Annotated in this window: 19 protein-coding genes and 1 pseudogene; 13 read left to right on the top strand and 7 right to left on the bottom strand. The window is 69.1% G+C overall.

Going from position 1 to position 23,171, the window contains the following annotated elements; all coding sequences use genetic code 11:
* Nucleotides 1-326: 326 nt before the first annotated feature.
* Both mprF and DID98_RS14205 read left to right on the top strand, forming a co-directional pair.
* Nucleotides 327-2,921, top strand: coding sequence for a bifunctional lysylphosphatidylglycerol flippase/synthetase MprF (gene mprF, locus DID98_RS14210; RefSeq protein ID WP_124484646.1), 2,595 nt, complete (start codon nt 327-329; stop codon nt 2,919-2,921).
* The gene (locus DID98_RS14205) at nt 2,918-4,195 is read left to right on the top strand and encodes a virulence factor family protein (RefSeq protein ID WP_124522033.1); all 1,278 of its coding nucleotides are present in this window, start codon (nt 2,918-2,920) and stop codon (nt 4,193-4,195) included. Before mprF ends, DID98_RS14205 begins: the two co-directional genes overlap by 4 nt.
* 73 nt (nt 4,196-4,268) lie before the next feature.
* Here DID98_RS14205 and DID98_RS14200 read toward each other — a convergent pair whose 3' ends face one another.
* The 4 genes from DID98_RS14200 to DID98_RS14185 all read right to left on the bottom strand — a co-directional run bounded on the left by DID98_RS14200 (nt 4,269) and on the right by DID98_RS14185 (nt 8,698).
* Nucleotides 4,269-4,733, bottom strand: coding sequence for a DUF934 domain-containing protein (locus DID98_RS14200; RefSeq protein WP_124570906.1), 465 nt, complete (start codon nt 4,731-4,733; stop codon nt 4,269-4,271).
* The gene (locus DID98_RS14195; RefSeq protein WP_124570905.1) at nt 4,730-6,514 is read right to left on the bottom strand and encodes a nitrite/sulfite reductase; all 1,785 of its coding nucleotides are present in this window, start codon (nt 6,512-6,514) and stop codon (nt 4,730-4,732) included. Before DID98_RS14195 ends, DID98_RS14200 begins: the two co-directional genes overlap by 4 nt.
* Nucleotides 6,515-6,761: 247 nt before the next feature.
* The gene (locus DID98_RS14190) at nt 6,762-7,163 is read right to left on the bottom strand and encodes a hypothetical protein (protein WP_124570904.1); all 402 of its coding nucleotides are present in this window, start codon (nt 7,161-7,163) and stop codon (nt 6,762-6,764) included.
* A 101-nt stretch (nt 7,164-7,264) separates the two neighbouring features.
* On the bottom strand, nt 7,265-8,698 hold the full coding sequence (locus tag DID98_RS14185; protein WP_124570903.1) for a PLP-dependent aminotransferase family protein: 1,434 nt from the start codon (nt 8,696-8,698) through the stop codon (nt 7,265-7,267).
* A 563-nt stretch (nt 8,699-9,261) separates the two neighbouring features.
* Between DID98_RS14185 and DID98_RS14180 the strand changes: the two genes are divergently transcribed.
* A complete protein-coding gene (locus tag DID98_RS14180; protein WP_044845699.1) occupies nt 9,262-10,383 on the top strand; it encodes an extracellular solute-binding protein in 1,122 nt (373 codons plus the stop codon).
* The gene (locus DID98_RS14175) at nt 10,380-12,155 is read left to right on the top strand and encodes a sensor domain-containing diguanylate cyclase (RefSeq protein ID WP_124484653.1); all 1,776 of its coding nucleotides are present in this window, start codon (nt 10,380-10,382) and stop codon (nt 12,153-12,155) included. The genes DID98_RS14180 and DID98_RS14175 overlap by 4 nt, the downstream gene beginning before the upstream one ends.
* 100 nt (nt 12,156-12,255) lie before the next feature.
* On the opposite strand, the gene DID98_RS14170 is transcribed toward DID98_RS14175, so the two are convergent.
* Both DID98_RS14170 and DID98_RS14165 read right to left on the bottom strand, forming a co-directional pair.
* Nucleotides 12,256-12,555: a DUF4148 domain-containing protein gene (locus tag DID98_RS14170; protein WP_124484654.1), complete on the bottom strand. Its 300-nt coding sequence runs from the start codon at nt 12,553-12,555 to the stop codon at nt 12,256-12,258.
* 273 nt (nt 12,556-12,828) lie between these two features.
* Nucleotides 12,829-13,089 (bottom strand): hypothetical protein, encoded by a 261-nt coding sequence (locus DID98_RS14165; RefSeq protein WP_006760082.1) that lies wholly within the window; start codon nt 13,087-13,089, stop codon nt 12,829-12,831.
* Nucleotides 13,090-13,354: 265 nt separating this feature from the next.
* Between DID98_RS14165 and DID98_RS14160 the strand changes: the two genes are divergently transcribed.
* Together DID98_RS14160 and DID98_RS14155 are read left to right on the top strand one after the other, a co-directional pair.
* Nucleotides 13,355-14,251, top strand: coding sequence for a LysR family transcriptional regulator (locus DID98_RS14160; protein ID WP_124570902.1), 897 nt, complete (start codon nt 13,355-13,357; stop codon nt 14,249-14,251).
* 136 nt (nt 14,252-14,387) lie between these two features.
* Nucleotides 14,388-15,020 carry a LysE family translocator gene (locus tag DID98_RS14155; protein WP_124570901.1) on the top strand — a complete coding sequence of 211 codons (633 nt, stop codon included), beginning with the start codon at nt 14,388-14,390 and terminating at the stop codon, nt 15,018-15,020.
* A gap of 204 nt (nt 15,021-15,224) precedes the next feature.
* Here DID98_RS14155 and DID98_RS14150 read toward each other — a convergent pair.
* Nucleotides 15,225-16,909, bottom strand: a pseudogene (locus DID98_RS14150) (purple acid phosphatase family protein).
* Nucleotides 16,910-17,214: 305 nt separating this feature from the next.
* On the opposite strand from DID98_RS14150, the gene DID98_RS14145 reads away from it, so the two are divergent.
* The 7 genes from DID98_RS14145 (at nt 17,215) to DID98_RS14115 (ending at nt 23,123) form a co-directional block, all read left to right on the top strand.
* Nucleotides 17,215-17,514, top strand: coding sequence for a YXWGXW repeat-containing protein (locus tag DID98_RS14145; protein ID WP_124484658.1), 300 nt, complete (start codon nt 17,215-17,217; stop codon nt 17,512-17,514).
* Between the two features lie 217 nt (nt 17,515-17,731).
* Nucleotides 17,732-18,496, top strand: coding sequence for an RNA polymerase sigma factor (locus DID98_RS14140; RefSeq protein WP_124570900.1), 765 nt, complete (start codon nt 17,732-17,734; stop codon nt 18,494-18,496).
* Nucleotides 18,493-18,912 carry a hypothetical protein gene (locus DID98_RS14135; protein ID WP_124484660.1) on the top strand — a complete coding sequence of 140 codons (420 nt, stop codon included), beginning with the start codon at nt 18,493-18,495 and terminating at the stop codon, nt 18,910-18,912. Before DID98_RS14140 ends, DID98_RS14135 begins: the two co-directional genes overlap by 4 nt.
* The gene (locus DID98_RS14130; RefSeq protein ID WP_124570899.1) at nt 18,909-19,412 is read left to right on the top strand and encodes a periplasmic heavy metal sensor; all 504 of its coding nucleotides are present in this window, start codon (nt 18,909-18,911) and stop codon (nt 19,410-19,412) included. The genes DID98_RS14135 and DID98_RS14130 overlap by 4 nt, the downstream gene beginning before the upstream one ends.
* 75 nt (nt 19,413-19,487) lie before the next feature.
* Nucleotides 19,488-20,333: a GNAT family N-acetyltransferase gene (locus DID98_RS14125; RefSeq protein ID WP_124570898.1), complete on the top strand. Its 846-nt coding sequence runs from the start codon at nt 19,488-19,490 to the stop codon at nt 20,331-20,333.
* 229 nt (nt 20,334-20,562) lie between these two features.
* On the top strand, nt 20,563-21,957 hold the full coding sequence (locus tag DID98_RS14120; RefSeq protein ID WP_124570897.1) for a DUF1800 family protein: 1,395 nt from the start codon (nt 20,563-20,565) through the stop codon (nt 21,955-21,957).
* Between the two features lie 2 nt (nt 21,958-21,959).
* On the top strand, nt 21,960-23,123 hold the full coding sequence (locus tag DID98_RS14115) for a DUF1501 domain-containing protein (RefSeq protein WP_124570896.1): 1,164 nt from the start codon (nt 21,960-21,962) through the stop codon (nt 23,121-23,123).
* Nucleotides 23,124-23,171 lie beyond the last annotated feature (48 nt).

Raw genomic sequence — 23,171 nt, 5'->3', positions numbered from 1 at the left:
GGGTTTGCTCTCGCGGGCTCGGCCGGGCCGGGAGAATTTCTCCCAAAAGCGTCGCAAGTCATTCATTCGATGAAAAATTCCCGGCGGTTCCCGGTATGATGCGCACCTTGCGCATGAATTTGACGCGTCGTTGATGCGACCGCCGCGCCCGAACCGCTCAGTACGGGATCGAAAGATTCTGTAATATAAAATCCGTATACTCGTAATTTCTGATTCAGGCGCCGCCTGGCTTCGTCCCAGGCCGACCGCCCACGCAGAACAACCAGATTCGTCGCCGCGAGGCCACCCTGCGCCGCGACAAGCTACGCACCACCACTGAACACTCTATGTCTTCCCGCCACCCTGGCCAGCCCGGCCGTGCCGCGGCAGCGATCGCCCGTGTCGCGACGCTGATCCGCAATGAGCGCGTGCTGTCGCCGCTGCTCGCGCTCGGCATCGGCCTGCTGCTGATCGTGGTGTTCCAGCACCTGTCCGAATCCGTCGACTACCGGTCGGTGATCCGCCAACTGCGCCACCTGTCCGTGGGCGAGTGGGGCGCGTCGCTGGCCGCGACGGCCCTCAGCTATCTCGCGCTCGTCGCCCGCGATGCGGTCGGCCTGCGCTACGTCGCCGCGAAAGTGCCGCGCGCCGCGCTGTGGATCGGCGCGATCGCCGGCTCCGCGCTCGGCAATGCAACCGGCTTCGGCGCGCTGACGGGCGGCGCCGTGCGCGCGCGCGTGTACGGCGTGTCGGGCGTCACCCCCGCGCAGATCGGCCGGATGACCGTCTTCACCAGCGGCACGCTCGCACTCGCACTGGTGCTGATGACGGCGGTCGGCATGGTCTGCGTGCCGCAGACGCTCGCCGCGATGCTGCATGTCGCGCCCGGCGTGCTGACGTGGAGCGGCGCCGCGCTGCTCGTGGTGCTGGCCGTCATGACGATGCTGTGCGGCAACGTCGCGCGCCCGGTCGTCACGCGCTTCAAATGGCTCGCGTTCGACGTGCCGGCGCGGCGCGACCTCGTCGCCCAGGTCGTCTATGCGGTGCTCGACGTCGTGGCCGCGGGCCTGACGCTGTGGGTGCTGTTGCCGTCCGCTCCAGTCGGCTTGCCGACTTTCATCACCGTGTACGCGGCCGCGCTGCTGCTCGGGATGATCGGCCATACGCCGGGCGGGATCGGCGTGTTCGAGGCCGCGATGGTCTTCACGCTGGGCCGCGAAGTGCCGGCGCACGCGATGGTCGCCGCGCTGATCGCCTATCGCGCGATCTACTTCGGCGTGCCGCTCGTGCTGTCGGCCGGCCTGCTGGCCGGGTTCGAGGGCCGCGCGCTGCGCCGCCGGCTCGTGACGCGGCAGGCCGCGCGCGTGTCGCAGCTGGCGCCGCTGTTCCTTAGCCTCGTGACCTTCGCGGTCGGCGGGATGCTGGTGATCTCGAGCGCGACGCCCGCGTTCTGGCACCGGATCGCGATCCTGCGCAACATCGTGCCGCTGTGGGTGCTCGAAGGCTCGCAGGTGATCTGCAGCGTGCTGGGCGTCGCGTTGCTGTTCGTCGCGCGCGGGCTGTTGCGCCGGCTCGACGGCGCATGGTGGATGACTTTCGCGCTGACGCTCGCGAGCCTCGCGCTGTCGCTGGCCAAGGGCCTCGCGTTCGTCGAGGCCGGCGTGCTCGGCACGCTGCTGGTGCTGCTGCTCGTCAGCCGCCGCCGCTTCAACCGGCATTCGTCGCTGCTCGCCGAGCGCTTTACGGTGAGCTGGTTCGTGTCGGTGACGATGGTGCTCGTGCTCGCCGTGTGGGTGCTGTGCTTCGCGTTCCGCGACGTGCCTTACACGCGCGATCTGTGGTCGCATTTCGCGTTCGACGAGCGCGCGCCGCGGGCACTGCGCGCGACGCTGGCGGCCGGCGTGTTCGTCGCGATGTTCGCGCTGTGGCAACTGCTGCGGCCGGCGCCCGGGCGTTTCGTGAAGCCCGCCGAGCAGGACCTGATCGACGCGGAGCAGATCATCCGCGCGCAGGAGTGCAGCGATGCGGGCCTCGCGCTGATGGGCGACAAGTCGTTCCTGTTCTCCGAATCGCGCCGCGCGTTCCTGATGTATGCGAAGAACGGCCGCACGTGGGCCGCGCTGCACGATCCGGTCGGCCCGCGCGAGGAATGGCCGGCGCTGATCGGCAAGTTCATCGCGCTGGCGCATGCGCACAGCGGCCGCGCGGCGTTCTACCAGGTGCGCGCGAACGCGCTGCCGCTGTATCTCGACGCGGGGCTCACGCTGATGAAGCTCGGCGAGGAAGCGCACATCGCGCTCGACCGCTTCGACCTGAAGGGTTCGAACCGGTCGCACCTGCGCTATGCGCTGCGCCGCGGCGACAAGGACGCGCTGACGGTCGAGGTGATCGCGCCGCGCGACGTGCCGGCCGCGCTGCCGTCGCTGCGCGACATCTCCGACGGCTGGCTCGATAGCCGCGACGCGCGCGAGAAGAGCTTCTCGGTGGCCGCGTTCCACGACGGCTATCTCGCGACGCAGTCGGTGATGCTCGTGCGCCAGGCCGACAAGCCGATCGCGTTCGTCACGTTCATGACGACCGACCTCAACACCGAGGCGACGGTCGGCGTGATGCGTCATCTGCCGGACGCGTCGCCGTATGCGATGGAGTATCTGTTTACGCAGCTCGCGCTGCATCTGAAGGAAGCGGGGTTCCGCAAGCTGAGCCTGGGCATCGCTCCGTTCTCGGGGATGGGGGCGGCGAAGATGCCGTCGCCGTGGCACCGGTTCGGGCTGATGGTCTGGCGCTTCGGCGGCCGCTTCTACAACTTCCGCGGCTTGCGTGCATTCAAGAGCAAGTTCGAGCCGCACTGGGAGCCGCGCTATCTCGCGGCCTCGGGCTCGGTCGGCGTGTTCGTCACGCTCGCGGATCTGTCCCTGCTGGCTGGAGGTCGGCGTTCATGATGTTGAAGAAGGGTATCGCGCGGGCGGCAGTCGCCTGCGCGGGAATGATGCTGGCCGGCGCGGCGTTCGCGGCGCAGGCCGCGGCGCAACCGGAAACCGTGTCGGGCGGCCGCTACGGCCCCGTGACCGTGACGAAGCCGGGCGGCCCGCTGCGCGGCTTCGTCGTGCTGTTTTCGCGCGGGCGGGGCTGGGGCGCCGCCGACCAGCAGGCGGCCGACGCCCTCGCTAAAGCGGGCGCGATGACGGTCGGGGTGGATTCGGAGCGCTATGCGGCGAACCTCGCCGCGAAGCAGGAAACCTGTCACCACCTCGACGGCGATGCCGAAGCGGTCAGCCACCAGCTCGAACGCCTCGCGCAATCGGCGCGTTACTACACGCCTATCGTCGCGGGCGTGGGCCAGGGCGGCGCGATCGCGAAGCAGATCCTGTCGATGGCGCCGGAAAACACGATCGCCGGTGTCGCGTCGGTCGCGCCGGCGGCGAAGCTCGATGCGCGCTTCAAGCCGTGCCCGCCCGATCCGACGATCGTGCGCCGCGCGATGCCGGGCTTCGTCGAAACGGCCGCGGCCGGCGACACCGCGAAGCTCGTGTCGCTCGTCACGTCGCACCTGCACGACACCAGCAGCACCGACGAGCTCGACGTGTCGGACCTGCCGCTCGTCGAGTTGCCGGCCAAGGGCGGCAGCGACCGCCTCGCGATCGTGATCTCGGGCGACGGCGGCTGGCGCGATCTCGACAAGACGATCGCCGAGGCGCTGCAGCGCGACGGCGTGGCGGTGGTCGGCATCGACAGCCTGCGCTACTTCTGGAGCGAGAAGCCGCCTGCACAGGTGAGCCGCGACCTGGCGCGCGTGATGCGCACCTACATGGCGCGCTGGCATGCGAACCGCGTGGCGCTGGTCGGCTACTCGTTCGGCGCGGACGTGATGCCGTTCGCGTACAACCGGCTGCCGGCCGACCTGCGTGACAAGGTGGCGGTGATGTCGCTGCTCGGCTTCGCGCCGGCGGCGGATTTCCAGATCCGCGTGACGGGCTGGCTCGGGATGCCGGCGAGCGACAAGGCGATGAAGGTCGCGCCGGAAATCGCGAAGGTGCCGCCGCAGCTCGTGCAGTGCTTCTACGGCGCGGAAGAGAAGGACACGATGTGTCCGGCGCTCGCGAACACCGGTGCCGACGTGATCAAGACGGGCGGCGACCACCACTTCGGCCACGACTACATCGCGCTCGAGAAGAAGATCCTCGGCGCGTTCGGCAAGCCGGTGGCGGCGCGCTGAACGCCGGCGCCCGCTGCGTGGCGGGCGCGGCGCTTGCGGTTCATCGGACGGGCGGCCTGCGGGCCGCCCGTTTTCATTTCCCGGCTTGCGTCTCGACTTGCGGCGCCGCGTCCTGCCGCGGCGCCGCCGTTCTCGCATCGCGCTGATAGAAGCCGGGAAACCGGTCGAGCTGCCGGCGCGCGGCGGCCAGATCGGCATCGGCGCCGAGCACCGCGCTCGAAAACCCGGTGCGCTCCATCAACAGCAACTGATCGACCAGCACGTCGCCGGTCGCGCGCAGGTCGCCGGCGAAACCGAAGCGCTTGCGCAGCAGATACGCCTGGCTGTATGCGCGGCCGTCGGTGAATGACGGGAAGTGCAGGTCGATGCGCGCGGCCTGCGCGATGCGAGCGGCGAGCGGCCGCAGTTCCTCGTCGTTGCCGATCGTCAGGATCGTGCGGGTCGCGGTGTCCGGCGCATTCGTATCGTCGGCGTGTTCGGCCGGCGTCAGCAGGCGGATGCGTACGTTCGTGCTGGCGTGTGCGTCGGTCGGTGTCATGCGTGCTCCGCCTGGTGACGGGCGTCGTTGGCCGCGGCCTTGAAGGGCTCGGCGCCGATGCGGCGCACCGTGTCGATGAATCGTTCGCTGCGGCCGTCGGCGTCGAGCCGCGCGTCGAGATAGACATTGACGAGCGCGTCGACGACATCGACGATCTCGTCCGCCGAGAACGACGGGCCGATCACCTTGCCCGGCCGAGCGGGGCCGCTCGCGCTCGAGCCGTCCGAACCGCCGAGCGTCACCTGGTACCACTCGGCGCCGTCCTTGTCGACGCCGAGGATGCCGATGTGCCCGCTGTGATGATGGCCGCAGGAGTTGATGCAGCCGCTGATGTGCAGGTCGATGTCGCCGACGTCGTGCAGCATGTCGAGATCCTGGAACCGCTCGGCGATCGCATCGGCGATCGGGATCGAGCGCGCGTTCGCGAGCGCGCAGAAATCGCCGCCCGGGCACGCGATCATGTCAGTCAGGAGTCCGACGTTTGCGCTGGCAAGGCCGATCGCGCGCGCTTGCTCCCACAGCAGGAACAGGTCGTCGACGTGCACCCACGGCAGCACCACGTTCTGAGTATGCGTGACGCGTGCCTCGCCGGCCGAGAAGCGCTCGGCGAGTTCGGCGAGCGCGTCGAGCTGCTCGGGCGACGCGTCGCCGGGCGCCTGCAGGCGGCGCTTGAACGACAGCGTGACGATGCGCAGCGCCGGGTCGCGATGCGCTGCGACATTGCGCGCGAGCCAGCGCGCGAAGGCCGGATGGCGGCTGGCGTGTGCGGCCATGCGCGCTTCGATGTCGTGCAGGTCGAGCGTGCGGGGCGCGAGGCGCGGCGGCACGAACGATGCGGCGATCCGGTCGAACTCGGCCTGCGGGATCGTGTGCGGGCCGCCGTCATGCTCGACGATCTGGCGGAATTCTTCCTCGACGTCGTCGATATAGCGCTGTCCCTCGCTCTTCACGAGGATCTTGATGCGCGCCTTGTACTTGTTGTCGCGCCGCCCGTAGCGGTTGTACACGCGGACGATCGCCTCGATGTAGTTCATCACCTGCTGCCACGGCAGGAACGCGCGCAGCAGCGTCGCGATCAGCGGCGTGCGGCCCATGCCACCGCCGGCGCTCACGCGAAAGCCGAGTTCGCCCGCGTCGTTGCGCACGAGTTTCAGCCCGACGTCGTGCCAGTCGGTCGCCGCACGGTCCTCGGCCGCGCCGGTGATCGCGATCTTGAACTTGCGCGGCAGGAACGCGAATTCCGGATGCAGTGTCGTCCACTGGCGCATCACCTCGGCGAACGGGCGCGGATCGGCGATCTCGTCCGGCGCGACGCCCGCACGCTCGTCGCATGAAATGTTGCGGATGCAATTGCCGCTCGTCTGGATCCCGTGCATGTCGACGGTCGCGAGCAAGTCCATCACGTCGGCCGCCTTCGCGAGCGGAATCCAGTTGAACTGCACGTTGGTGCGGGTCGTGAAGTGCGCGTTGCGGGTCGGCAGGCGCAGCGTGCCGAGCTGCGCCTGCGCGTCGCAGGCGGCGCGGTAGGTGGCGTCGTCGGGCACGTCGTAGTCGCGTGCGATCCGGGCGAGCACGCGCAGCTGCGCGCTCGACAGTTCGCCGTACGGCACGGCCACGCGCAGCATCGGCGCATGGCGCTGCACGTACCAGCCGTTCTGCAGGCGCAACGGCCGGAACGCATCCTCGCTCAGCGTGCCGTGCTGCCAGCGTTCGAGCTGGTCGCGGAACTGGGCGGCGCGGCTGTGCACGAGCGCCCGGTCGAAATCGGTATATCGGTACATGACGTGATACGCGAGAGGAGCGGCGGCGCAGAGGCGCGCGCCGCTCGGGAGGGGACGTTGCGACGGGTGTCGGGCAACAGGGACAGCGTAGGGAACGCGGGGCGGCGGGACAAGCAGCAGATCGGAGCGGAAACGGCGCAGCAGATCGGAGCGGAAACGGCGCAGATCGGAATGGAAACGGCGCAGCAGATCGGCGGAGCGCGCCGTTGTGTGCCGGGGCATGCATTGCGCATGCCCCGCGTCGGGTTCAGGTTTGCGCCGGCGCGTCGACGATCAACGTCGGATCGAGCGCGCGGATGCGCTGGTCGATGAAGTAGCCGCCGCCTTCCTGATAGCGCAGATAGAGCCGGCCGCACGATACGCAGCGGCTGACGTTGCAGCGGTTGTACGGAAAGTGGCGCGGTGCGATCGGCGCGTCGTCCGACGCATAGCGCGTGCCGGCCGGATGATATTCGTCGTAGGTCGGCTCGGTCTCGCCGGGCGGCGCAAGCGTGGCCACTTCGGTCAGTTGCGTGTCCTGCAGCGACAGCGGCAGGGTCGTCCAGCCGGCGAGCGAGGTTCTCGTGCACGTGCACGGCTGCGTAACGTGTGCCGCTTCGGCCGCCAGTTTCAGCAACGCGTCGTGATCGAGGTAGGGCAGTTGGCTCATGGGCAATCGTGAAGGAGCGGCGGGACCAGCAATGTAACCCGCGCGCGGCTTCGCTGCATGGACGTGATGCGCGCGGCGCGCAGCGTGCGCACGAGGCGCGATCAGCCCGACTTGCGTACCGCCGGCCCGGCGACCAGCTCGCCGAGCACGCGGATCGCGCGCTCGATGTCGCGGCTCCACGGATGGCCGAAGTTCACGCGCACGCAGCGCTCGAAGCCGTGCGCGGCCGAGAACAGCGGCCCCGGTGCGAAGCTGATGCCGCGCGCGATCGCCTGGCGGTGCAGTTCCATCGCGTCGATCGCGTCGGGAAACGACAGCCACAGGAAATACCCGCCGTCCGGCCGCACCCACTCGACGCCGGGCGGCAGCCAGCGCCGCAGCGCGTCGTCCATGCGCGCGAGCTGCGCCTGCAGGGTGCCGCGCAGCTTGCGCAGGTGACGGTCGTAGCCGCCGTGCTCCAGATAGTTCGCGATGCCGGCCTGCGCGGGAATGCTCGCCGACAGCGTGGTCATCAGCTTGAGCCGCTGCACCTTCTCCGCGAACCGGCCGGCGGCGGCCCAGCCGATCCGGTAGCCGGGCGCGAGCGTCTTCGAGAACGAACTGCAATGCATCACGAGGCCGTGCCGGTCGAATGCGCGCGCGGGCAGCGGGTAGTCGGGGCCGAAATGCAGCTCGCCGTATACGTCGTCCTCGATCAGCGGCACCTCGCGTGCGGCCAGCAGCTCGACGAGCGCGCGCTTCTTGTCGAGCGACAGCGTGACACCGGTCGGATTCTGGAAATTGGTCATGAACCAGCACGCGCGGATGTCGTGCCGGTCCAGCGCGTTCGCGAGCGCATCGAGATCGAGGCCCGTGCGTGGATCGACGGGAATCTCGACCGCGCGCAGGTCGAGCCGCTCGATCGCCTGCAGCGCCGCATAGAAGCCGGGAGACTCGACCGCGACGACGTCGCCGGGCCGCGTGACGGCCATCAGGCACAGGTTCAGCGCTTCGAGCGCACCGTTGGTGACGACGATCTCGTCGACGGGCTGCGCGACACCGGTTGCCAGATAGCGCCGCGCGATCTGCTGGCGCAGCGCCTCGCTGCCGGGCGGCAGGTCGACGACCGTGCTCCACGGGCTGACGAGCCGCGTCGCCTGTGCGAGCGATTTCGCGAGGCGCGGCAGCGGAAACAGCTGCGGCGCGGGAAATGCGGAGCCGAGCGGCACGATGCCGGGCTGCGTCGCGGCGTCGAGCACCGAGAACACGAGGTCGCTGATGTCGACCTTGCGCGTGGCGCCGGCACGGCTCGCGCGGCGTTTCGCGGGCGGGTTCGCCGCCGGGCCCGCGCCGGGCGCGACGAAATAGCCGGAACGCTCGCGTGCGCGGATCAGCCCCCACTGTTCGAGCAGGTAGTACGCGCGAAACACCGTCGACTGGCTCACGCCATGCTGCGCGATGATCCGCCGCAGCGACGGCAGGCGTGTGCCGACCGCGAGGTTGCCGTTGCGGATTTCGTCGGCGATCGTCTGGGCGAGGGTTTCGTAGCGTTTCATCGGCGCGGGCGGAGCATGCTTGGTGCCGCTCGCGCGGGGCCGATGCGGCGCCGCGCCGGCGGGCGCGCGTCATTGTCCGACGAGCGGCCCGAAAAGGAAAGCGCGACGGCCGCGGCCGGTCGCGCTGTCGTGGCGATGCCGATGCGTGCGCATCCGTCGCGCGCGATCGCGGCGTTCATGCCTGCGTGGCGCGGATGCGCATGCGATGGCTCGACGCGCATGCAGGCGGAGGTGGTGACACGACGCGATGGATGACGCGCGTCGCCGAATGCATCGAATGCACCGAACGCTCCGAACGCTCCGAACGCATACGCAGTACATACCGCGTGGCGCCGTGGCTGCAAGCGGAGTCGGCACACGTCGCGTCTTGCCTTTCACCTGATGATTCTCCGTTCGCGTGGCCGGGTTCGAGCGCGTGCAGCGACGTGCGATCGAACGCGTACACGGATGACGCGCTCCGAATAGGCGGATGCAGTGCGCGTGCGGCTTGTTCCAATTGCGCGGCGATATTTTTTGTGGTCTTGTTGCACGATCAAGCATCGACTCGAAAAAAGGACAGTCGAATGCATACGGGGAATTCGGACGAGGACCGATTGATCAGGGGAATCGGCGCGCGCCGTGCGCGCCGCGCCGCGTGCCGGTGGCTTGTCGTCCTGACGCTGGGCTGGCAGGGCCTGCCTGCCTGCGCCGCTTCCCCCGAGACCGTCGGCGACAACGTACTGCGTGTCCTTGCGTGGCCCGGCTACGCGGACAACGATGTCGTCAATGCATTCGAGACGCACTTTCATGTGCACGTCGAAGTAACCTTCGTCGATTCCGACGAAGCGTTGTGGACACGGATGCACAGCGCGTCGCCGCCGCCGTACGACGTGCTTGCGGCCAACACGGCCGAGATCCAGCGCTATGCGAGCGACGGCCTGCTCACGCCGATCGACCTGTCGCAGATCCCCAACCGCCGGCGGCAACTGCCGAATTTCCAGCAGCTCGCGACGATCGGCGGACTCGTGCGCAACGGCTCGACCTATGCGATTCCGTTCACGTATTCGTCGATGGGACTGATCTACGATCGCAAGCAGGTGCCGGTCGCGCCGCGCTCGATGCTGGAACTCTGGAATCCGCGTTACCGCGGCAAGGTGCTCGACTTCAACAGCGCGCCGCATAATTTTTCGTTCACCGCGCTCGCGCTCGGCTATCCCGACCCGTTTCGCCTGTCGCCCGCGCAAACGCTTGCCGTCGCGCACAAGCTGGTCGAACTGCGGCGCAACCTGCTCACGTATTACACGCTTCCGGACGAGGCGACCACGCTGTTCGTCCAGCATCGCGCGGCGCTGATGTTCGGCAACTATGGCACGCAACAGGTCGAACAGCTGCGTCGCGCCGGTGCGGATGTCGGCTACGTGATTCCGGACGAAGGCGCGCTCGCGTGGCTCGACTGCTGGGGCGTCACGCGCGGCGCGGAGCATCGCGAACTGGCGTTCGCGTGGATCAACTACATGCTCGAACCGGCGATCGGCGTGCTGCTGACCGAACGCCAGGGGCTCGCGAATACGCTCCAACCGCCACCCGGTCTCGAGGCCGGCCACCAGCACCTCGTCTGGATCCAGCCGGTCGAGGACATCGCGCGGCGTGAGTCGCTATGGAGCCGCATCGTGTCGGGCGACCGGCCGGAGCGGTTCGAAAAATGATCAGGCTCGGGCTCACGTGGAAGCTGTCGATGCTGTTCGCGTGCATCGGCGTGATCGCGTCCGGCACGACCGGCTACTACACCTACCGCGCGAACCGGACGATGCTCGTGCAGGAAGCGCAGCACAGCCTGCTGATGTCGACGCACTTGCTCGGACAGCGCTTCACGACCGCGCTGTCCGACGTGGCCGACGATGTGCTCGTGCTCGCGCAATTGCCGGCGTCGGCGTCCGTCGCGAGCGGGGAAGGCGCCGATCGCGCGCCGCGCACGCGGCTCGAACAGGTGTATTACAGCTTCATGAAAAATCACCCCGAGTACCTGCAGATCCGGCTGATCGCGCGCGGGGATTTCGGGCTCGAGCGGATCCGCGTCGATCGCGACGCGCACGGCATCGTCGTGTTGCCGGAGAGTGCATTCCAGGAAAAAGGGCAGTTTCCTTACGTATTCGATACGCTTGCGACGGCGCCCGGTCATATCTACCTGTCGCCGATCGCGATCAATCACGAGACCGGCTCGCATGCGGCCGAAGGGCTGCCGATCCTGCGCGTGGGCACGCCGGTGGTCGACGAAGGCGGCCGGGTCGTCGGCGCGCTGGTCGTCGACGTCGAGCTGACGCGCATGTTCGACCGGCTTGAACGCGATCTGCCGCCAGACTACGTGGTGTATCTCGCGAACAAATGGGGCGATTTCCTCGTGCACCCCGATCCGTCGCAGATCTTCGGCTTCGATCGCGGGCACCGCGTGCTGATGCAGGACAGCTTCCCCGACACGCGGCTGCTGTTCGTCGGGGCGCGCACGAACGTGGCGCTCAACGGTCTCACGCAGCCCGACGCCGCACCGGGCCAGATGTTCGCGTTCGTGCGCACGCCGTTCGGCAACAACGAGGGCAACCGCTTCGTGGTGCTCGGCATGGCGCGTCCGCTCACGGACGTGCTGGCGCCGGCCGGGATGCTCGGCGAGCGGATCATCCGGATGGTGCTCTTGATGAGCGTGGCGGCGGTGATTCTCGCGATCCTGTTTGCGAGCGCGATCACGCGGCCGTTGCAGATGCTCGCGCGCGCGGCGACCCACGTGTTCGACGATCCGGCCGCCGAACGGTTGCCGGTCGCGCGGGCCGACGAGATCGGCGTGCTGGCGCGCTGTTTCGACAGCATGCGCGTCGAGATTCGTACGCAGGTCGCGATGCTGCGCGCGAAGCAGCTGGAACTCGCGCACCTCGCCGGTCACGACCCGCTGACCGGCTTGCCGAACCGCCTGTTGTTCATGGAGCATCTCGATGCCGCGATCCGGCATGCGGCCGCGGTGCGCGAGGGGCTGGCGGTGATGTTCGTCGATCTCGATCGCTTCAAGCAGATCAACGACCAGCACGGGCACGCGGCCGGCGATCGCACGCTCGTCGCGGTCGCGAAACGGCTGAGCCTCGCGCTGCGCAGCGGCGACATGGCCGCGCGGCTCGGCGGCGACGAATTCATCGTGCTGATTTCGGACGTGCGATCGCCCGCGGTGATCGGCGATATCGCGTCGCGTATCCAGATCGTGATGGCCGAGGAACTGGAATTCGGCGACCGGCACCTGGCCGTGGGCGCGAGCATCGGCGTGAGTGAATATCCGGCGGATGGCGCGTCGGCCGAGGAACTGCTGGTCAAGGCCGACGCGGCGATGTACGCGGCGAAGGCGTCCGCGCAGTGCGCGTGCGTGCGTTACCAGGAACTGCTCGGCGGCGGTATCGCCACCGACGACGGCGGCCGCGTGGCGGCGGAGGGCAGCCGCTGACGGCGGGCCGGCCCGGCGCGTGGCAAAAACGCGGCGAGCCCGTCACGGGACGGGCTCGCTGGATCCGGGCGGACCGCGCGCGATGCGCGCGGCGGCGGACTTAGTGGCCGAAGTAGACCGAGTCGCGCGCGTTGCGCACCTTGACCGCCGGTGCGCCGCCCTGGACGACCGGGGCCGGCTGCGCGCCGTAGCCGCTGTTGTCGGCAGCGTGTGCGCGCGCTTGCGCGGCCTGGATGTCGGCCGGGTAGTACGGGCTCGACTGGCTCGGCTTGTAGCCGGCATTTTCGAGCTGAACCAGTTCGTTGCGGACTTGAGCACGGGTCACGGTGCTTTGTGCGAAAGCGCCGAACGAAGCGGACAGGGCGACAGCGGCGACGACTGCGGAAACGAGCGATTTCATGATGACCTCCGATGTTCTATTGGGTTCGCCGGCGACACCATGTCGTAAGCGATTGATTACATCGTAGGCGTCGGTGGATTCAGGGTAAACGTGGATTCCGGCGAAAGATCATTGTCGGTGAGGCAACAATTCCAACATAAGGTCGATCCGTCCCCGTTCCGCGTTGCGGGAATTGCAAACTGACGGCGGACGGGCGGCGAGACATCGCGCACGGGCGAACGCCCGGTGGCGGGGCACCGGCAGGTGCGGCGGCTGGCGGGGGGCGTTGGCGGGTCAGACGCCGTCGGCGTCGTCGATTTCCTTGCGCTCGCGGCGTTCCTCGTTGCCGCGGCGCGCCCGCAGGCGCTGGCGCGACAGGACCGCGATCACCTGCTGGGTGGGCGCGCCGGACGGCAGCTCGTTGCGGATGCGATCGGGAACCATCGGCAGGCCCGCGCGCTGCCGGCGCAGTGCCTTCGCGATTGCCCGGCGGCATTCGTCCCCGTGGCAATCCCATTCATCGCGGATTCTCTGGCAATAACGGCATTGTTCCATCGGGACAGTCTAACGCGTCTTGGCGATCGGAGCTGAAGGCGCGACGGACGGGGCTTGGACGGGCGCGGGCGCCGGCGCAATCGCGCGCGTGTCCGGCGACGGCGTTCGACATGATTCGAGGCTGAATCTTGCCCGAGCGCGGCGCGGGGCATCGGGTGAGGTCACGCGATGGCGCGCAATCGAAGCGCATGACACCGGATCAATCAAATTCATGATGCGTCGCTCTATCATGTGAAAAATACATGCATCGCAACAAGGAGGCGAGATGACGCTTGCGCAGTTGCAGGCCCTGGCTGCCGTGGTCGAACTCGGCTCGCTGACGGCCGCGGCCGACCGGCTCAGTCGCAGTCAATCGGCGATCAGCCACGCGTTGACCGAATTGGAGGACATCACCGAGGTCAAGCTGCTGTTGCGCGACCGCCAGCCGGTCGTCCTGACCGCTGCCGGCGAACGCCTGTGGCCGTACGTGCAGAACGTCGTCCGGGAAGCGCAGACGCTGCGCCAGCAGTTCGGCCTGGCGCGCGGCAAGCTCGAGGGTCGGCTGGTGGTGGCGTCGCTGCCGAGCGTCTCGCTCGCGTTCGTCGTACCCGCGCTCGAAGCGTTGAAGGCGGCGCATGAGGGCGTGACGGCCGTGCTGCTCGAAGGCACGGACGCGGAAGTCGAAGGGTGGCTCGACGACGGCACCGCCGACATCGGCGTGGTCGCCGGCACGAAGACTTTCGCGAACAACCTGCCGTTGCTCGACGAGGATTTCGTCGCGGTGGCGGCGAACGGCATGTTCGACGGGCGCGAGAGCGTGTCGGCGAAACGGTTGGCCACGATGCCGTTCATTTTTTCGAAGGCGGGGTGCGGGCCGGTCATCGCGGATTACTTCGCGCGCAACGGTGCATCGCTTCGCGCCGCGTTCAACGTGGTCGAGATGCGGACCATTCTGTCGATGGCGGAGGCGGGAATGGGCGTGTCGATCGTCCCGCGCATCACGCTCACCTATACCCGGTTCGGCGGCCGGGTGCTGGCGTTGTCGCCCAGGCTGCATCGTTCCGTGCGACTGGCGTGGAACGCGAGCGGCAACGCGGTCGCCGACGCATTCGTGAAACTGGTCGACGCGCAACGCGCGAAGGCCGGAAAGGCGATGCAGGCACGCGCGAAAAAGGGCAAGTAGCGGGCCGGCGGAACGACGCGATGACGGGGTGAAGCGCGCTCATGCATGACTTGCAGTTTATTCATGCCGACAGACGCCGACATGCAATACATTGCTGGACACTCGCCCCGACTTCATCGCGCCGAAGGAGACTGCCGTGCCGGCCTTGCCCACCCTGATTGCTTTCGGACTCGTATCGCTCGGCATGGCCCTGACGCCCGGCCCGAACATGCTTTACCTGATCTCCCGCTCGATCTGTCAGGGCCGCCGTGCGGGGCTGGTGTCGCTCAGCGGCGTCGCGCTGGGGTTCGTGTTCTACATGTTCTGCGCGGCATTCGGCATTACCGCGCTGGTGCTGACCGTGCCGTACGCGTATGACGCGCTGCGTTTATCGGGCGCGCTGTACCTGTCGTATCTCGCGTGGCAGGCGCTCAAGCCGGGTGGCCGCTCCGCGTTCCAGGTGCGGCAACTGCCGCACGACAGCGGCGCACGGCTCTTCACGATGGGCTTCGTCACCAACCTCGCGAACCCGAAGATCGCTGTGATGTACCTGTCGCTGCTGCCGCAGTTCATTGCGCCCGGGCACGGCAGCGTGCTCGTGCAATCGCTGGCACTGGGCTGCGTGCAGATCGCGGTCAGTGTCTGCGTGAATGCGCTGATCGCGAGCATGGCCGGCTCGATCGCGGGGTTTCTTGCCGGTCGGCCCGTCTGGGCGCGGGTGCAGCGCGGGTTGATGGGCACCGTGCTGGCCGGACTGGCCGTGCGTATCGCGCTGGAATCGCGAAGCTAGGGGCACGGTGGCGGCAACGCGGCTTGCGGTGGAAACCGGCGTGCCGATGCGCATGCAAGGTGCGGCGGTCGAATGGACGCAGCCGCTCCGCATGGCGCAGCCGTCACGTATTCGCCGTATCCATCAGCGCGTCGCGCGCGCCGTCCCGCACGCGCCAGCCCCGGCCGCCCGCCGCGCGATCATGCGTTGCGGGCGGCCGTCGCATCAGCGCTCGCGGCGCTTCTTGCTCAGCTCGATCGTCTCGAACAGCTCGTACTGTGCGCTCGGGTGCTGATCCGCGCCCGGCGCATGGTAGTAGCGCATCGTGATCGTCGTGTGGCCGCCCGGCTTGCCCGGATCGTGGTCGAACACGGCGATCCCGTAGCCGGTGCCCGTATCGCGGCGCGCGGACCAGATCGCATCCTCCAGCGCATCGGCCGGCTTGCGCACGAACGTGTTCGGCGCGGCGCCCGGCACCGGCCGGTTCGGCTTCGTGAAGACCTTGGCCTGCGCGAAGCCGGTCGCCGGGTTCTCGCCGTATACGTCGAGCGGCGCACTGGTGCCGCCGCCGCCGAGGATCAGGTGGATCGTGCCGTGGCTCGTGTCGAAGGTCGTGCGCTCGGGATCGGTCGACCCGACCGGACGCGGCTGCAGCGTCTCGACGACTTCGCCGGTCGATGCATCGACGCCCGCGCGGTGATTGCAGCCGCGCACCGGGTAGCTGCGCTCGTAATCGTGATCGTGACCGCACAGCACGAGGTCGACGCCGTAACGGTCGAACAGCGGCAGCCACGCCTCGCGGATGCCCTTGTCCGAGCCGTTGCCCGTCTTCGACGAACTCAGCGCGTCCTGGTGCATCTGCACGACGATCCAGTCGATGTCGTCATCGTGCGACGCTTGACGCAGCGTGTGCTCGAGCCAGCGCGTCTGCACGCCGTCGCTGTAGCCGCGCACGTAGAACGACGTGCCCGGTTCGATCGGCGCGCGGCCGGTGCTCGCGGCCGGCACCAGCGGAGCGGGGCCGCCGACGAACGCGGCCGCATCCTGGTACACGACGTCGTCGGCGTCGAGCGAGATGAACAGCACCGAGCTCACGCGGAAGCTGTACCAGCGGCCCGGAAAGCGCGTGCCGTTCTCCGGCAGCGTGTAGCGCGCGAGGTACGAGTCGAGCCCCTGCGGGCCGTTGTTGAATTCGATCTCGTGATTGCCCGGGCACGGCATCCACGGGCGGTTCGCGGCCGACGTCTGGTTGTTGTTGCCGAAGTCGCGCCACACCTCCGGCTGATGCGCGGGGTTCAGGTTCGCGTAGCAGAGGTCGCCGTTCAGCAGGTGGAACAGCGGCTGGAACTGCTCGACGGCCTGCACCGCGAAGCGGCTTTGCGGCGACGACAGCACCCATGCGCCGTTCGGCGTCGCGAGGTCGCCGTAGCTCGTGAAGCGGAACGGTGCGCGCCCGCGCGGCGCGGTCGTGAAGGTCGCGGCAAACGGCTGCGCGGCGTTGCTGTCGTTGTCGGCCGTCAGTTCGTAGCGGTAGCGCGTGTTCGGCTTCAGGCCGTGCACGCGTGCGTGGTACGTGAACACCGTTTCGCCGTTCAGGCCGTCGGTGTAAAGGCGCTGCACGCCGTGCACGGTGCGTGCCGGTTCGCCGTCGGCGACGATCCGCGCCCGCGGATTGACGGCCGGCGCGAGCGATGCCCACGAGATCGCGACTTCCGACGCCGGGTCGCTGCCCCATGTCAGGTGCACCTGTTCGGGGTGCCGTCCGGGTTCGACCCGGCGGCACGAGCGGCCGCGAGCCCGCCCGCGGCGGTGGCGAGGCCGGAGACGCCGGCCAGTTTCAGGAAGCCGCGACGCGATACGGAAGCGGCCGGCTCGTTCGACTCGGCGGGGAAGTTGTCCTGGTTCGACATGATCGTATTTTCGTTGAGTGACACGCGAAATGCGGAACCGCCCGGCCGTGCGCGAGCGCGTCCGGGGCGTGGGCCGGAAACGAGCGGGATCCCGGTGACATGCATTGTCGAAGCGCAGTTTTGCCGGGTTGTGACAGACGGTCGTCCACGCCCGGGCCCGATGCGTCGCCGGATGAGCGCGGCGTCGCCGGTGCGGCGGAATTTTATTTGCGCGCGTCGCGACGGATTTTTCCGCATGCGTCGTTTAACGAACGAACGGCCACTTCCGGCCATCACGTTCGCTACACGACGCTTCGGAGTCTTTCATGAAACTTTCCATTTCATTACGGGTTGCCGCGGGATGCGTGGCCGCGCTGGCGACCTCCGCTGCATTCGCGCAGGCCGTCATCGTCGCGCCGGTCGCGCCGCCGCCGCCGCGCGTCGAAGTGATGCCGGCGCCGCGCGCGGGCTACGTGTGGGATCAGGGCCACTGGCACTGGCGGCAGGGCCGCTACGTGTGGATCCCCGGGCATTGGCAAGCGGTGCGCGTCGGCTATCGCTGGGTGCCCGGGCACTGGGCCGCGCGCGGCCCGAACTGGCGCTGGGTGCCGGGTCACTGGGCGTGACGCGCAGGGTGCCGCGCGGCGCGCAGCGCCGGTGCGGCGGGACTTCCACACAACTTCATCCGTCGAGCCATGCCTTTTCGAACCATCGTGATCCTGACAGCCGCGGCCGTCGTGCTGGCCGGCTGCGTCGTGGTGCCGGCGCGTCCGGTGTATTACCGGCCCGCGCCGGTCGTCGTATATTGATCGCGCCGGCCGGCTGGCGATCGACAGGATCGATATGCCGTTCGAACCGGATGTCGACGAAACCGGCCGGGCGGATGCCGGGCACGGCGCGCGATGCGCCGTGGACGCGCCGGCATGGCGCCGTGCGGTGCCGGCCCGACGCATGCAAGGAGAGCACGACGATGAGCTTCAGCCGGACGGCGGGCACGCTCGCCGGCAGCATGCGGCGGGCGCGCCGCGCATGGCGGAGCAGCCCGCGTTGAGCGACGCCGATCCGGACGCGGAACTCGTCGCGCGGGTCGGCGCGCGCGACACGTCGGCCGTGCGCGTGCTCGTCGCACGCAAGCTGCCGCGCCTGCTTGCGCTCGCGACGCGCATGCTCGGCGACCGGACCGAAGCCGAAGACGTTGCGCAGGAAACCTTCCTGCGGATCTGGCATCACGCGCCGCGCTGGCGGGATGGCGAAGCGCGCTTCGACACGTGGCTGCATCGCGTGGTGCTGAACCTGTGCTACGACCGGTTGCGCGGGCGGCGCGAGGAGCCGGTCGACACACTGCCCGACGTGCCCGACCCGCAACCCGAGCCGGCCGCGCACGCGGAGTTGCGCGCGCGCGATGCGCGCGTGCGCGAGGCGCTCGCCGCATTGCCGCCCAGGCAGCGGGAAGCGCTCGTGCTCCAGTACTATCAGGACATGTCGAACGTTGAAGCGGCCAACCTGATGGGCATCACCGTCGATGCGCTGGAAAGCCTGCTCGCGCGCGCGAGGCGCAACCTGCGCGCGCAACTGGCCGGCGACCCACCTAGCGAGGACAAGCGATGACACCCGAACGATTCCGTACCATCGTCGCCGCGTACGGCTCGGATGCGCGGCGCTGGCCGCGCGACGAACGCGCGGCGGCCGAAGCGTGGGCGCAAGCGCATCCGCGCGACGCGCTCGCGGCGCTCGACGATGCCGCCGAGCTCGATGCCTGGCTCGTGCAGGATACGGTCGCGCCGCCCGCGCCGGCGCTCGTCGAACGCATCGTCGCGTCGGCGCCCGCGCCGCAACGTGCGCGGCGCCGGGGCACGGTGTGGTGGTCGGGCGCGGCGTTCGCGGGTGTCGGGCTCGCCGGCGCGCTGGCGGGCGCGGTGGCCGTGTCGATGCTGATGCTCGGCAGCGCGCCGATCGCGCAACACGAACCGGGATACCTGACGACGACGTTCGGCGGCCCGGGCATCGACGGAGGCGACGAATGAGCGAACGCGGCTGGAAATTCATGCTCGTCGGGTCGGTCGTGTTGAACGTGTTCATGCTCGGCGCGATCGGCGGCGGCGCGTATCAATGGTTTTCTACGCATCGAGGCCTGGATGGGGGCGGGATGCCCGGACAGCGCACGGCATTGCGGTTCGCCGCGGACGAATTGTCCGACGCGCGTCAGCAAGCGTTTGCGGCGGCGCTGAAGGCGGCGCGCAAGGAAGGTCGGGATTTCGCGCGGGAAGGGCGTGACGGGCGGATCACGGTGCTGGATCTGCTGGCGGCGCCGCAGCTCGATCGTGCGGCGATCGACGCGGCGCTCGATCGGACGCGGGCGGCCGATAGTGCATTGCGGGGGCAGGTCGAGCGCAGCGTCGTCGATTTCGCGGCGACGCTGACGCCCGACGAGCGCGTGAAATTCGTCGACGGGTTGCGACGCAGCGGGAACTGGCGGCTGCCGGCGAGGTTTCAGAGGAAGCACGACGCGGCGGGGAGCCAGTAACTGGCGTGGCGTGACGACGCGTCACGCTCGCGAATCGGTTGGCGGCGATCTCGAGTGCCGCGACGGAGGCAAACCATGGATCGAAGCGAAGACTTGATCGTGCGCACCATGTCGGCCGACGAGGTGGCCATGTCGGTCGAATGGGCGGCAGCCGAAGGGTGGAACCCCGGCCTGCATGATCCGCCGTGTTTCAGGGAAGCGGACCCGGCCGGTTTTTTCGTCGGCGTGTGGCGTGGCGAGCCGGTCGCGTGCCTTGCTGCCGTCGCGTATGACGAACGCTTCGGCTTCATCGGTCTGTACATCGTGAAACCCGGGTTTCGCGGCAAAGGCTTCGGCATGCGAATCTGGCAGCACGGCATGCGTTACCTGGGAGACCGCAATGTCGGTCTCGACGGTGTCGTGCCTCAACAGGCGAACTACCGGAAGTCGGGGTTCCGGCTCGCGTATCGCAACATCCGTTATCAGGGGCGCGTCGACGGCATCGGATGCGCGCACGCGGCCGCGGCGGCCGAGGTCCCGTTCGAGCAGTTGCTGGCGTACGATCGCCAGTGTTTTCCTGCGCCGCGCGCGCGTTTCGTTTCCGCGTGGCTCGCGCAACCGGATTCCGTTGCGCTCGCAACGGTCGACGCGGGTCGCATCACCGGATACGGCGTCGTGCGCCGCTGCAACGCCGGCTGCAAGATCGGCCCGCTATTCGCCGATGACGCCGGCGTCGCCACGGGGCTGTTTCGCGCGCTGGCGGCGCGCATGCCCGGCGAGATGATCGTGCTCGACGTGCCGGAAACGAATCCCGCGGCCGTCGCGCTGGCGGAACGGCACGGCATGTCGAGCGTGTTCGAAACCGCGCGGATGTATACGAAGGAAGCGCCGGCGATCGCGATCGACCGCGTGTTCGGCGTGACGTCGTTCGAGCTGGGGTGACGGTCACGAATAGGCTCGGAGGATTGCCGTCCGGCAGCTCGTGATGGAGGGAACACCAGTGCTGTGGAAATCTGACGATCGGGCGCGGCACGCGCGCAGCTCGCCGCTGCTTGAAAGCCGACCGCAAGCTATACATCCCCGCGCCGAACCCGAAATATTTCGCTCATCCCGCGACGGATTTCCCGCCACCCTCCGTTAAACACGGGTACGCATCGCGAGAGCCCCCGTCATGGACCACCCGAACGACATCTCACCGGCCGCCATCGCGCTGAACCGCTTCGGTCTCGGCGCGCGGGCCGACGAAGCGCCGCCTGCCGATCCGAAGGCCGCGCTGGTCGCCCAGCTCGATCGTTACGACCCGAGGCCGGCCGCATGGGCCGGCGAACCGGACGCGATCACGCTCGCCACGCGCTTTGCGACGACCCGCAACACGATGACGAGCGACGACGCGGCAGCCAGGCGCGCAACCGCGCAGTCGATCCGTCGCGACGGCTACGACGCCTATCGCAGCGCCGTCACCGCGCGGTTGAACAGCGCGCTCGCCACGTCCACGCCGTTCGTCGAGCGGCTCGTGCATTTCTGGTCGAACCATTTCGCGGTGTCGGTCGACAAGGGGCCGGTTGCCGCGTATGCGGGCGCATTCGAGCGCGATGCGATCCGCCCGCACGTGCTCGGCCGCTTCGAGGACATGCTCGTCGCCGTCGAGCAGCATCCCGCGATGCAGCTGTTCCTCGACCAGGCGCGCTCGGTCGGCCCCGACAGCCCGGCCGCGCTGCGCGCCGAAGCCCGCCAGCCGGCGGCACGGCGCGGCCTCAACGAGAACCTCGCGCGCGAAATCATGGAACTGCACACGCTCGGGGTACGCACCGGTTACACGCAAACGGACGTGACGGAATTCGCGCGTGCGCTGACCGGCTGGAGCATCGCCGGCGGCCGCGGGCCGCAGCCCGGCGATGTGGCGCCCGGCGCGTTCGTGTTCCGCCCGAAGCTGCACGAACCGGGCGCGCGCACGGTGATGGGCCGCACCTACGATCAGCCGGGCAACGCGCAAGCGCGCGCGATCCTGGGCGATCTGGCGCGTTCGCCGGCGACGGGCCGGCATGTCGCGTTCCAGCTCGCCCGTCATTTCGTCGCCGACGATCCGCCGCCCGCGCTCACCGACCGGCTCGCCCGTGCATTCGATACGAGCGGCGGCGATTTGCCGACCGTCTATCGCGCGCTGGTCGATGCGCCAGACGCATGGTCGCCGGTCAATCGCAAGTTCAAGACGCCGTGGGAGTGGGCCGCGTCGTCGCTGCGCGGGCTCGGCTGGCGCGATACCGGCGATCTGAAGGCCGCGCCGCTGCTCGCGCAGCTCGGCCAGCCGGTGTGGCGGCCCGGCTCGCCGGCCGGCTACGACGACGTCGCCGCGAGCTGGGCCGCGCCCGACGCGCTGGTGCGTCGCGTCGAGATCGCGCAGCGGTTTGCCGCACGCACGGGCGACCGGCTCGACCCGCGCACGCTCGGCAAGACGCTGCTGGCCGGCTCGCTGAGCGCACCGACGGCGACGGCACTCTCGCGTGCCGAGAGCGCGACCACGTCGCTTGCACTGCTGCTCGTGTCGCCCGATTTTCAACGGAGATGAACATGGCCCGATCCCTTACCCGTCGACATTTCCTGAGCATCGCCGCCGCCGGTGCGGGCGCGATCCTCGTCGCGCCGCGCATCGTGTTCGCGAACGTCGAAACCGACCGGCGCTTCGTGTTCGTGATCCAGCGCGGCGCGGCCGACGGGCTGAACATCGTCGTCCCGTATGCGGAACCCGCGTATGCGTCGTTGCGCGGCCCGCTGGCGATCGACGCGTCGACGGCGACCCGCATCGACGGCACGTTCGCGCTGCATCCGTCGCTCGTTCGGACCGCGCAAATGGTTCGCGACAAAGAGGCGCTGTTCGTCCACGCGATCGCGTCGCCGTATCGCGACCGCTCGCATTTCGACGGCCAGAACGTGCTCGAGACGGGCGGGCGCGCGCCGTACCAGGTGAAGGACGGCTGGCTGAACCGGCTCGCCGCGATGTTGCCGGCGACGCGGGACAACGCGATCGCGTTCGCGCCGACGGTGCCGCTCGCGTTGCGCGGCAGCGTGCAGGCCGCGTCGTATGCGGCGTCCGGGTTGCCGGCCGCACCGGACGACCTGCTCGCGCGCGTGTCGGCGCTGTACGAGGCCGACGCGCAGCTCGGGCCGCTGTGGCAATCGGCGATGGCCGCGCGCGGTCTCGCCGGCGACGCGCATGCGCGCCAGGATCCGGCGGGCGTCGGCAAGCTCGCGGCGACGTTTCTCGTGCGCGACGACGGCCCGCGGATCGCGATGATCGAGACGGGCGGCTGGGACACGCACAGCGCGCAGAACGCGCGGCTCGCGAATCAGTTGAAGGCGCTCGACACGATGCTCGCCGCGTTGCGCGACGGTCTCGGGCCCGTGTGGCAGCGGACCACGGTGCTCGTCGCGACCGAGTTCGGCCGCACGGCCGCCGCGAACGGCACGGGCGGCACCGATCACGGGCAGGCGTCGGTCGCGATGCTGGCGGGCGGGGCGGTCGCGGGCGGACGCGTGATCGCCGACTGGCCGGGCCTGCGGCCGGGCGACCTGTACGAAGGGCGCGACCTGAAGCCGACCGCGTCGCTCGACGCGCTGATCGCGGGCGCGGCCGCCGAAAGCCTGCGGCTCGATCCCGCTCATACCGCGTCGACGCTGTTCGCGGAAAGCGGCGCGACGCGGCCGATGACGGGCCTCGTTCGCGGAACCGCGTGACGCGCGGAGTGATGCGCAGCGCGATGCACGGCTCGATGCACGGCGTAC

This window comes from Burkholderia sp. Bp8984, assembly GCF_003853755.1.
In the GTDB taxonomy this organism is placed as follows: Bacteria; Pseudomonadota; Gammaproteobacteria; order Burkholderiales; family Burkholderiaceae; genus Burkholderia.
The sequence above is the reverse complement of the archived record's forward strand: the minus strand, read 5'-3'. Positions and strand labels throughout refer to the sequence as shown.